The sequence below is a fragment of the Mycobacterium sp. ZZG genome, from assembly GCF_054786995.1.
In genome coordinates, this window is record NZ_JBTBFV010000016.1 from 86,333 (window position 1) to 96,409 (window position 10,077).

Annotated in this window: 11 protein-coding genes and 1 tRNA gene; 8 read left to right on the forward strand and 4 right to left on the reverse strand. The window is 64.4% G+C overall.

Annotated elements, in window-relative coordinates; translation table 11 throughout:
* The first annotated feature begins 7 nt into the window (after positions 1 to 7).
* The 3 genes from acpS (at position 8) to ACXMYJ_RS12060 (ending at position 2,687) form a co-directional block, all read left to right on the forward strand.
* The gene (gene acpS, locus ACXMYJ_RS12050) at positions 8 to 400 is read left to right on the forward strand and encodes a holo-ACP synthase AcpS (RefSeq protein ID WP_260754407.1); all 393 of its coding nucleotides are present in this window, start codon (positions 8 to 10) and stop codon (positions 398 to 400) included.
* Between the two features lie 104 nt (positions 401 to 504).
* Positions 505 to 1,323: a formate/nitrite transporter family protein gene (locus tag ACXMYJ_RS12055; RefSeq protein ID WP_260754404.1), complete on the forward strand. Its 819-nt coding sequence runs from the start codon at positions 505 to 507 to the stop codon at positions 1,321 to 1,323.
* 26 nt (positions 1,324 to 1,349) lie between these two features.
* Positions 1,350 to 2,687, forward strand: a complete 1,338-nt coding sequence (locus ACXMYJ_RS12060; RefSeq protein ID WP_460356368.1) for a M20/M25/M40 family metallo-hydrolase — start codon at positions 1,350 to 1,352, stop codon at positions 2,685 to 2,687.
* A 103-nt stretch (positions 2,688 to 2,790) separates the two neighbouring features.
* Here the strand turns inward: ACXMYJ_RS12060 and bcp are convergent, their stop codons facing one another.
* Positions 2,791 to 3,264: a thioredoxin-dependent thiol peroxidase gene (bcp, locus tag ACXMYJ_RS12065; RefSeq protein WP_460356370.1), complete on the reverse strand. Its 474-nt coding sequence runs from the start codon at positions 3,262 to 3,264 to the stop codon at positions 2,791 to 2,793.
* Positions 3,265 to 3,409: 145 nt separating this feature from the next.
* Between bcp and ACXMYJ_RS12070 the strand changes: the two genes are divergently transcribed.
* Positions 3,410 to 3,631: a DUF3618 domain-containing protein gene (locus tag ACXMYJ_RS12070; protein WP_443188861.1), complete on the forward strand. Its 222-nt coding sequence runs from the start codon at positions 3,410 to 3,412 to the stop codon at positions 3,629 to 3,631.
* A 529-nt stretch (positions 3,632 to 4,160) separates the two neighbouring features.
* Entirely contained in the window at positions 4,161 to 4,532 is a 372-nt protein-coding gene (locus ACXMYJ_RS12075) for a hypothetical protein (RefSeq protein ID WP_460356372.1), read from the forward strand.
* A 117-nt stretch (positions 4,533 to 4,649) separates the two neighbouring features.
* On the opposite strand, the gene ACXMYJ_RS12080 is transcribed toward ACXMYJ_RS12075, so the two are convergent.
* Positions 4,650 to 4,725, reverse strand: a tRNA-Lys gene (locus tag ACXMYJ_RS12080).
* A 160-nt stretch (positions 4,726 to 4,885) separates the two neighbouring features.
* Between ACXMYJ_RS12080 and ACXMYJ_RS12085 the strand changes: the two genes are divergently transcribed.
* From ACXMYJ_RS12085 to ACXMYJ_RS12095, 3 genes are all read left to right on the forward strand, one after another.
* On the forward strand, positions 4,886 to 6,106 hold the full coding sequence (locus ACXMYJ_RS12085) for a L,D-transpeptidase (RefSeq protein WP_260754397.1): 1,221 nt from the start codon (positions 4,886 to 4,888) through the stop codon (positions 6,104 to 6,106).
* A gap of 362 nt (positions 6,107 to 6,468) precedes the next feature.
* Positions 6,469 to 7,545, forward strand: coding sequence for a site-specific integrase (locus ACXMYJ_RS12090; RefSeq protein ID WP_460356375.1), 1,077 nt, complete (start codon positions 6,469 to 6,471; stop codon positions 7,543 to 7,545).
* Positions 7,546 to 7,688: 143 nt separating this feature from the next.
* A complete protein-coding gene (locus tag ACXMYJ_RS12095; protein WP_443188854.1) occupies positions 7,689 to 8,171 on the forward strand; it encodes a WhiB family transcriptional regulator in 483 nt (160 codons plus the stop codon).
* A 352-nt stretch (positions 8,172 to 8,523) separates the two neighbouring features.
* Here ACXMYJ_RS12095 and ACXMYJ_RS12100 read toward each other — a convergent pair whose 3' ends face one another.
* Positions 8,524 to 8,754 (reverse strand): hypothetical protein, encoded by a 231-nt coding sequence (locus ACXMYJ_RS12100; protein ID WP_460356378.1) that lies wholly within the window; start codon positions 8,752 to 8,754, stop codon positions 8,524 to 8,526.
* Between the two features lie 95 nt (positions 8,755 to 8,849).
* Entirely contained in the window at positions 8,850 to 9,728 is an 879-nt protein-coding gene (locus ACXMYJ_RS12105) for a phage major capsid protein (RefSeq protein WP_460356380.1), read from the reverse strand.
* Positions 9,729 to 10,077 lie beyond the last annotated feature (349 nt).

Here is a 10,077-nt window from a genome sequence, read left to right on the forward strand (position 1 = left end):
GCAGCCCGTGGGCATCGTCGGGATAGGTATCGACCTCGTTTCGATTCCGGAGTTCGCCGAACAGGTGGATCGGCCCGGGACGGTGTTCGCCGAGACGTTCACCCCGGGCGAGCGGCGCGACGCCGCCGACAAGAGTTCGTCGGCGGCGCGCCACCTCGCCGCGAGGTGGGCGGCCAAAGAGGCGGTGATCAAGGCCTGGTCGGGGTCGCGGTTCTCGAAGCGGCCGGTGCTGCCTGAGGCGATTCACCGCGACATCGAGGTCATCACCGACATGTGGGGCCGGCCCCGGGTGCGGCTGTCCGGCGCGGTGGCCGAACACCTCAAAGAGGTGACGATCCACCTGTCGCTCACCCACGAGAAGGACACGGCCGCGGCGGTCGCCGTCCTCGAGGAGCGCTGAGAAGCGCCGGCCTCACCGGCGAGGGTCGGTGTCGAGCCCTCGTGGGTTGGCGTGCGGGCTTTCGGGTATCCGGGCGGATCACCTAGCCGCACCGGGAGGTCGACGTGTCCGACACAAGCCAGCGCGAACTCGGGGATTCCGACAGCCCCATCGAGGACGAACTCGAATACGCGTTCCGCAGGATGGTCGACGAAGGCACTCAGCGGCTCCACCGCAGCTGGCGTGAGGTGCTGGTCACCGGCTTCTTCGGCGGCACCGACATCGCGGTCGGGGTGTTGGCCTACCTTGCCGTGCTGAATGCCACTCACCAGCCGCTGCTGGCGGCACTGGCGTTCTCCGTCGGCTTCCTCGCGCTGCTGCTCGGCCGCAGCGAGCTGTTCACCGAAGGGTTTCTGATACCTGTCACCACCGTCGCGGCCAAGCGTGCCAGCGTCGCGCAGCTGATCAAGCTGTGGAGCGGCACGCTGGTCGCGAATTTGGTCGGAGGCTGGGTGCTGATGTGGCTGATCATGACGGCGCTGCCGCGCCTGCACGAGCAGACCATCGAGTCGGCCGGACACTACGCGACCGCGCCGCTGTCCGCGGAGACCGTCGCGCTGGCGCTGCTCGGCGGCATGGTCATCACGCTCATGACGCGCATGCAGCACGGCACCGACGCGATGGTCGGCAAGATCGCCGCCGCGGTCGCCGGCGCCTTCCTGCTGGCGGGCACGCAGCTGTTCCACTCGATCCTGGACTCGCTGTTGATCTTCGGGGCGCTCGCCACCGGTCGCGCGCCGTTCGGTTATCTCGACTGGCTCGGGTGGTTCGGCTACACGGTCGTCGGCAATGTCGTCGGCGGGCTGCTGCTGGTCACGCTGCTACGGCTGCTGCGCAGCAAGGACCGTCTGCAGGAAGAGCGTCACGACGCCGAGACGCCTTAAACACGGGAACGGCTAACCTCGACGCCATGAGCGATCTCGTCCAGCGCGTCCGCGACGTCCTGCCCTCTGTGCGTGCCGATCTGGAAGATCTGGTGCGCATCCCGTCGGTGTGGGCCGATCCGGCGCGGCGTCCCGAGGTGCATCGCTCGGCCGAAGCGGTGTCGAAACTGTTGTCCGAAGCCGGGTTCGGTGATGTCCGGATCGTGGCTGAGGGCGGCGCGCCTGCGGTGATCGCCCGGCACCCGGCACCCGTTGGGGCCCCGACGGTGCTGCTGTACGCCCATCACGACGTCCAGCCCGAAGGCGATGTGTCCGAATGGCACACGCCGCCGTTCGAACCGACCGAACGCCGGGGCCGGCTCTACGGACGCGGCACTGCCGACGACAAAGCCGGAATAGCAACGCATCTGGCAGCCTTCCGGGCGCACGGAGGCAACCCGCCGGTCGGGGTGACCGTGTTCGTCGAGGGGGAGGAGGAGTCCGGCTCGCCGTCGTTGGGGCGCGTGCTCGCGGCGCACCGCGACGAGCTGGCCGCCGACGTGATCATCATCGCCGATTCGGACAACTGGAGCACTGAGATCCCGTCGCTGACGGTGTCGCTGCGCGGATTGGCCGACTGCGTGGTGGAGGTCGCCACCCTCGACCACGGCCTGCACTCGGGTATGTGGGGCGGTGTGGTCCCTGACGCGCTGTCGGTGCTGGTGCGCTTGTTGGCCAGCCTGCATGACGATGACGGCAATGTCGCGGTCGAAGGCCTGCACGAGGCAGTAACAGCCGATAAGGATTTCCCCGACTACTCGCCGGAGCGCGTGCGCGCCGACACCGGCCTGCTCGACGGCGTGCACGAAATCGGTTCGGGCTCCGTGGCGCAACGGCTTTGGGTAAAACCGGCGATCACCGTCATCGGCATCGACACCACACCGATCGCGCAGGCGTCGAACACACTGGTACCGCGGGCGCGGGCGAAGGTGAGCATGCGCGTCGCACCCGGCGGGGACGCCGCCGAGCACCTCGCCGCGCTGACCCGGCACCTGCAGCGCCACGCCCCGTGGGGCGCGCAGGTGACGGTGACGCCCGGTGATCTCGGCGAGCCCTACGCGATCGAGGCCAACGGCCCGGTCTACGACGCGGCGCGTACCGCGTTCCGCGAGGCATGGGGCCACGACGCGGTCCACACCGGTGTCGGCGGGTCCATCCCGTTCATCGCCGAGTTCGCCAAGGCCTTCCCCGACGCCAAGATCCTGGTCACCGGTGTCGAGGACCCGGACACCCAGGCGCACAGCATCAACGAGAGCCTGCATCTCGGGGTGCTGGAACGGGCGGCGACGGCCGAGGCGCTCCTGCTGGCCGGGCTGGCCCCGTAATCGGCCGCCTTCGGTGAATCGGCGTCCCCGCCGGGAAGAACGCCGCGGTCAGGACCGGCCGCAACACTCACCCGCGGCAGGGCCCACGCCGGTCGGTCGGGAGTCAGACGGACAGGTCGCGCCGGAGCTTCGCCACGTGCCCGGTCGCGCGGATGTTGTACTGCGCCACCGCGATCTTGCCGTCCTCGTCGACGACGAACGTGGAACGGATCACGCCCTGCACGGTCTTGCCGTACATCTTCTTCTCGCCGTAGGCGCCCCAGGCCTCCAGCACTGTGCGGTCAGGATCTGACAGCAGCGGGAACGTGAGTCCTTCCGCGTCGCGGAACTTGGCGAGCTTCGCGGGTTTGTCGGGGGAGATGCCGACGACGTCGAGGCCGGCTTCGCTGAGATCGGCGAGGTTGTCCCGGAAGTCGCACGCCTCCTTGGTGCACCCCGGTGTCGAGGCGGCCGGGTAGAAGTAGACGATGACCTTGCGGCCCTTGTAGTCGGAAAGCGCGACGGTGTTGCCGTCGGCGTCGGGAAGGCTGAACGCGGGCGCTGTGTCGCCGACCTCGAGTCGGGGAGTTTGCGGCATGGCTGGATGTCCCTTCAGACGGCCCGAGCGGGTGTGGTGGTCGTTCAGTCGACCGGGGCACTCACATGCGCCCTGGCTCAACTAGGGTAGTTCGGCAGAAACTGATCGTCGGAATACGGCCGGCGCTGTGGCAATGGAGGCAGAAGTGGCGGACCGGGATCCGGACACCATCAAGGCTGAGATCGATCAGGCGCGCGAGCAGTTGGCGATCACCGTCGACTCGCTCGCCGTGCGGGCCAACCCCCGCCGTCTGGCCGACGACATGAAGGCCGGTGTCATTCGCTTCGTCAAGCAGCCGAAGGTGATCGCGTCGCTGGCCGGAATCGGCATCGTGATCGTCATCGTCGCGGTCCGACGCAGCAGATAGCCGGGACCCGGTCAGCGACTACGGCCGGTCCGGAACCAATCGGAGAAGGAAAAGCCGGGAGGATTGGCCACCCGGCCGATCCTGGTGCAGCTGTGCACGGTTACCGGTCGTTGCGCCGCAGCGCCCCGGGGTGCGTCCTCGCCGTCAACCCCGGCGCTGACCGGTTCGACTGGCCCTGACATCAGCAAATTCCTCGATTCTGATTCCCCGCCTCGGCCCGGCGACTCCCTCTGCCGCGCCAGCTAACTGGAACCCTAACATCCTGTCCACTCTTTGCCCAGCACACAGGCCATGTAATTCTCTCGGCGCCCATGAAGCCGTTACCGGCAGATCTATTCCGGCGACCAAGCGGATATCACCGATGTGCCACAACTAGCACATAAGGGGCTGAAGTGTGCAGAACTCGCCGAAACTATCGTGATCGTAAAACCGGTTCGTCGGTGATTCGCTGGGGGGCGTGGGCGGCGTCCTGTGCCGCGCCGTCCTCTACGCTGACGCTGATCTTCAGGACGAGCGAAGGAGACGCGGTATGTCGTGGTTTCTGGCCCTGCAAGGCCCGGACCAGCCGAGCCATCAAACATCGGTCTACGAACTGCAAGACATCGCCGATGTGGACAAGCTCGCCCAGGAGCTGGCCAGTGCGGTGACACTGGATCGGGTGGTGGCGATCCCGGCGATGCTGCCGCAGAACACCCGCAAGCGGCAGAAGGTGACCCTGTACGTGCGGCCGGCGGCCTGGGGGATGTGGACGTTCTACGAGCTCTCGGAGGAGGACCGCCGTCAGCTGATGAAGGACAACCCACTGGTGCAGGCGATCGCGCAGCATCAGCGGGAGCACACGGGCCAGCCCGGCCAGGTCAACCCGTTGCTGGGCCAGCCCGGCGCTGGTCCGCGGCGCTGACGAAACGGTGACGGATAGGGAGCGGCCCAGCCGCCCCCTCTGCCGCCCGTAACGCCGGGCCGGGCCGTCCCGCAAGCCAAAAATCACAGAAGCCCCGCCGAGGCGGGGCTTCTGTCGTGGTGCGCCGTCAGGGTTTCGAACCCCGGACCCGCTGATTAAGAGTCAGCTGCTCTACCAACTGAGCTAACGGCGCGCGTGTGAGACAATAACAGGCCCGTGGCGCTGGAAGGAAATCCCCAGTTCGTCCGCGGTTCAAGGCGTGACATCGCGGTCGGGCCCTCATGTCGGAAGTGACCGTAGAATTGTCGACGACAATTTGCGGGCAAATCCCTGTAGGCGAGGTGGAGCGGCTTATGTGGCAGGTCAACACGGCGACCCGGGCGCGGCGGCAACGGTCATGGCTGACGGCTGCTGTGCTGATTCCGGCGATCGTGCTCGGCCTCAGCGGCTGCGGCGGAGACGCCGAAGCGCCGCAGGCGCAGGTCATCACTGACAAGGGCACGCCCTTCGGCGATCTTCTGATCCCAAAGCTGACGGCCTCGGTTCAGGACGGTGCTGTCGGCGTCAGCGTCGACTCCCCGGTGACGGTCACCGCCGAGGACGGTGTGCTCGGTTCGGTGACGATGGTCAACGAGAACGGCAAGACCGTCGAGGGGCAGTTGTCCGAGGACGGGCTGACGTGGGAGACCGCGGAGCCGCTCGGCTACAACAAGAGCTACACGATCCGCGCGCAATCCCTCGGTCTGGGCGGCGTCACCAGCCGGGAGATGACTTTCGAGACGCATTCACCGGAGAACCTGACGATGCCCTACGTCGTGCCCAGCGACGGTGAGGTCGTCGGTGTCGGGCAGCCGGTGGCCATCCGGTTCGACGAGAACATCCCGAACCGGCTCGCGGCGCAGCGCGCGATCACCGTCAAGACCGACCCGCCCGTCGAGGGCGCGTTCTACTGGCTCAACAACCGCGAGGTGCGCTGGCGTCCGGCCAAGTACTGGAAGCCGGGGACGACCGTCAAGGTGGAGGTCAACACCTACGGCGTGGACTTGGGCGACGGGCTGTTCGGGCAGGACAACGTCCAGACCAGTTTCAAGATCGGCGACGAGGTCATCACCACCGTCGACGACAACACGAAGACGTTGACCGTCCGGCGTAACGGCGAAGTGGTCAAGACCATGCCGGTGTCGATGGGCAAGAACAGCACCCCGACCAACAACGGGGTGTACATCGTCGGGGACCGGCGCTCGCACATGGTGATGGACTCGTCCACCTACGGCGTGCCCGTCAACTCGGCCAACGGCTACCGCACCGAGGTCGACTGGGCCACCCAGATCTCCTACAGCGGCATTTACGTGCATGCCGCGCCGTGGTCGGTGGGCAGCCAGGGCAGCAGCAACGTGAGCCACGGCTGCATCAACGTGAGCACCAGTAATGGGCGGTGGTTCCATGACAACTCCAAGCGGGGTGACGTGGTCGAGATCGTCAACACCGTCGGCACGACCCTGCCGGGCACCGACGGGCTGGGCGACTGGAACATCCCGTGGGAGCAGTGGAAGGCCGGCAACGCCAACGTCTGACCCCCGGAAACTTCTCGTCGACGCCGCTCTGAGGATCTCAGGGCGGCGTCGATGCGTTCGGGGACCGCCTCCTGGATTCGTCGACGCAAAAGCAGAAGCGCCGCCTACCGGAGTAGACGGCGCTTCCACCTGCGGGGTGGCTGACGGGACTCGAACCCGCGACAGCCAGGATCACAACCTGTAAGTATAAATGGCTAGTATTGCCTGTTCAGAGGCTATTTACTGTGCTCGTCCTTGCAACCTTAGATTGGACAGAAACCGCAGCTCACAGACATGGGATGACTTAGAAGCGTTGCGATAAGGTTGCAGATATGGCGGCACAGAAGACAGCCAGACGGCGGTCGTGGGGCACTCTACGGACCATGCGTAACGGGCGCGTTCAGGCGTCCTACGTCTACGACGATGGCCATAGGTACTACGCCACGCACACCTATGACAGCAGGATGGACGCCGAGGCGTGGTTGGCCTCGGAGCGAAGGCTGATCGAGTTAGGGGAGTGGACCCCACCGGAAAGCCGGGAGGTGGCGAAGGCCGATGCGGGCACCACACTGCGGGAGTACGCCAGCCGCTGGATGGAGCACCGCGACCTCACTCCGAAGACCCGCGCCCTGTACCGGGATCTCTTGAACAGCCGAATCCTGCCCGGTTTGGGTGACGAGATTGTGCGAGCGGTGACGCCGGCCGATGTGCGGGCATGGTGGGTCGGGCTGGGGAAGGGCACGCCGACGCGCAACACCCACGCCTATCAGCTCCTCAAGGCCATCTTCAACACGGCCCGTGAGGACAAGGTGGTGACCGAGAATCCCTGCCAGATCAAGACGGCGGGAAAGCCTCCGAAGGCGCGGGAGGTCCAGGCGTTGGCTCCCGCCGAGTTGACCAAGGTTGCCGAGTCTGCGCCAGCGCAATACCGGGCGGCGGTCCCGCTGGCTGCATGGTGCGGCCTGCGCTTTGGGGAATTGATCGAACTTCGCCGCAAGGATGTGGCAGACGTTGACGGACGAATGATCTTGAAGATTCGCCGTGCCGCCACCCGTGTCGACAATCAGTTAGTGGTCGGTCCTCCGAAAACTGACGCGGGCATCCGAGACGTGACGGTTCCTCCGCATGTCGCTGACTTGCTGCGGGCGCACATGAAGACACACACGGGCGCCGGCCCCGAGGCGTTCGTGTTCACCACTACTCGCGGCAAACGGTTGTCTACGACCGCATTCACGAAGTCGGTGAAGGCTGGCTTCGCCTCTGTCGGGAAGCCAGATATGAGGGTCCATGATCTGCGGCATGTGGGAGCGACGTTGGCGGCTCAAGCGGGGGCGACGACTAAAGAACTCATGAAGCGGATTGGACACACAACCCCGGCCATGGCGATGCGTTATCAGATTGCCGCCGCCGAGCGTGACGCCGTGATTGCTGATGCCTTGTCTAAATTGGCTCAGTCTTAGGTCATTTTCTATAGGCACCGCGATGCCTGGATAGGTGTTGCAACACCTAGGATTAGCTGCAGCGCAACAGATTTCACCTCTTGCGCACGTGTTGACAACCGAGTACTTTCACCGTCAACAGGTACGTACAGCGGGAGGGAAACATGTTCAACGCCGTAGAGGATCTGCGTCTCGCCGGTCAGGACGGGACCGCGTGGGGGCTCGTAGCGCCGTGTCAGGCTGTGCCCGATCTGGTGTGGGCCGAAGACGAAGCCTCAATCGAGAAGATGCAGAAGCTCTGCGGAATGTGCCGTATCCAGGCGACGTGCTCAGATCTCCGACATGGGGAACCGGAGGGTGTGTGGGGTGGGGCCACCGAGAAGGACGGGAGATCCCGCAGAGGCCTTCTCGACCCCGGACATATCGACCGCTACGACCAACGTCACGCCAAGGCCAGGAAATGCCGCGCAGCCCTGCTATCGGGAGCGTGGCGAGAGCATCCCCGCTACGAGCACTGGTCGCAGGTGTGCGAGCAGATCGAGCACCACCCCACCGAGAACTGTGCATTACTGGCGGCGAGGATCGGTAAGTCCCGGTCTTGGTTCGAGCAAAGGTTCGCCGAGGTGTGCAACACGCTCGCAGTATGAAGACATGAAGAGACCCCCCTTGCACTGGAACCCACATGCAAGGGGGGTCTCTCGTCTGCTCCTGGACCATCCCGGTAGCCCATGCGGAGAAGTTGGAGGGGGTGCCGCCACATCCTCAAGAACGACACCCCCAAGGCGCAGCGACACCGAGGAGAAAACGGGTGCGCGCCAGTGGTCGGGAGACCAATCCCGACCCCGCCGCCGAGCTAGGTAACGGACTCGATGGCAGTTGCCTTTTGAAAGTTGTGGTGGCCTCCCCATCCAATGCCCCAAAGGTACGGGGAGGCCCGCCTAGCGGGGTGAAGGCTGGAAGAACATACTTTCGGTAGGAAAGCCCCCGCTTGGGCGTTGTCTAGAGTGCTCGCACGCGGTAGCGGTTGAGCGTATACAGTTCGGCAACACTGAAGGCCAGGGGCGCACCTTCATGCCGAAATGAGTCGGGTCCGTGGACTTCATAGGTCGCAGCCTGTGGATTGGGGCTGTTGACCACCAATCGACTTGCGGCGCTGATGATTACCGAACGAATGTCGTCGTTGGGAATACCATCGGTGAAGCCGACTCCCCGCGTGTAGGCCGATGCCATAGCCGTCACCACTGCTAGGACAGCGTTACCCTGCTCCGTGGTAACACTGCGGCCTAGGAACGCGCCGAGGTCTGACGCCGTTGGCGCGGCCATGCTCAGGCCTCGGTCAGCAGTGTGACAGCCTTGGGCTGCAACAGGCCCACGTCATACCGGGTGACGACACGAATACCGATGGAGTCATAGTCACCCCACGTCTGATCAAGGATCTTCACCTCGGCGTCAACATCACGAGCAACCGCAACCTTGCCGAAGTCCACCAGAGCCACACGATTCTTAGTCGACACGGCAGGGATGTTGTCCGTGACGATCACAGGCAGGCCGAACAACTGGAAGGCCGTGCCGTTCTGAATCGTGGACGGATCAAACAAGTACTGGTTGTAGGTAGCGACACCGTTCGTCTCGTCGGGCACGGCAATCTTCAGCTTCCGCAGTTTGGCGAAGCTGTCAGATGCCATCACCCAATGCGAAGGGGTGACCTTGTTCGCCTGGGCGGTGGCAAGGCCGTCGATCAGTGAGTCGGCGTCGGCGAGATCCAGCACGCCGGCGGCAATGCCGGTAGCCCGCAGAATGCCCTTGATGGTGTTCGACGTTCCCGTGCCATCCCACAGGGCGGCGTCCAAAGCGTTCGCCACATCGGTAACGAGGCGGGTCCGCAAGGTCTGTTCCAAAGCTACAACACTCTGACGTGCCATCTCATTGGAGAAGCGCACCAGCACCTTCAGTGACTTGAGGGTGGAGGGCAGCAACGTGACTTCATCGAAAGATACGTCACCATCGGTGATCTGGGCACCTTCAGCGACGAACCCAGCGGTCACACCAGAGGCGATACGCGGGATGCGAAGCTGATCAGAGGTGTCGAAGATCTGCGGGCCGGCAGCAAGGAATGTGCTCGCCTGCTCCAAGGGCTGCACCAGCAGGTTAGCAACCTGGGACTGAAGCAACGTGGTGTTGCCTGAAGTGACCTCAATGGCCATTGATTGTCCTTATCGGATTCTTGAAAGTGAAACCCGCGCATCAGGCACGGATGATGGATCTGGGCACCAGGCCCCGGAAGGATGCAGAGGTACCTGACCTCCTACATCTATTGTCTCACAGCCCTTTCAGGGCCTGAAGTAGAGAGAAGGGCTGTTCACCCTTGCCGCGGCTACCTTGTCCCACATCGCCTGTGATCTTCCGGGCTTTCAGGTGGGGCTTAGCCTGAATCCACCGATGAATTGCCTGGTAGGCGAGTGTTGATATGAGGAAAGTGCCCTCTGAGCTGCGATGATGAGTGTTCCTTACGCACTTATCGGCACAACTTCAGAAAGGCACTTCCGGTGAAAG

Bases quoted from the DNA above. Each gene is read 5' to 3' on its own strand.
- ACXMYJ_RS12085 (WP_260754397.1), top strand. From the start codon at position 4,886: ATGTGGCAGGTCAACACGGCGACCCGGGCGCGGCGGCAACGGTCATGG.
- ACXMYJ_RS12060 (WP_460356368.1), top strand. From the start codon at position 1,350: ATGAGCGATCTCGTCCAGCGCGTCCGCGACGTCCTGCCCTCTGTGCGT.
- ACXMYJ_RS12075 (WP_460356372.1), top strand. From the start codon at position 4,161: ATGTCGTGGTTTCTGGCCCTGCAAGGCCCGGACCAGCCGAGCCATCAA.
- ACXMYJ_RS12105 (WP_460356380.1), bottom strand. From the start codon at position 9,728: ATGGCCATTGAGGTCACTTCAGGCAACACCACGTTGCTTCAGTCCCAG.
- ACXMYJ_RS12090 (WP_460356375.1), top strand. From the start codon at position 6,469: ATGCGTAACGGGCGCGTTCAGGCGTCCTACGTCTACGACGATGGCCAT.
- ACXMYJ_RS12095 (WP_443188854.1), top strand. From the start codon at position 7,689: ATGTTCAACGCCGTAGAGGATCTGCGTCTCGCCGGTCAGGACGGGACC.
- bcp (WP_460356370.1), bottom strand. From the start codon at position 3,264: ATGCCGCAAACTCCCCGACTCGAGGTCGGCGACACAGCGCCCGCGTTC.
- ACXMYJ_RS12100 (WP_460356378.1), bottom strand. From the start codon at position 8,754: ATGGCATCGGCCTACACGCGGGGAGTCGGCTTCACCGATGGTATTCCC.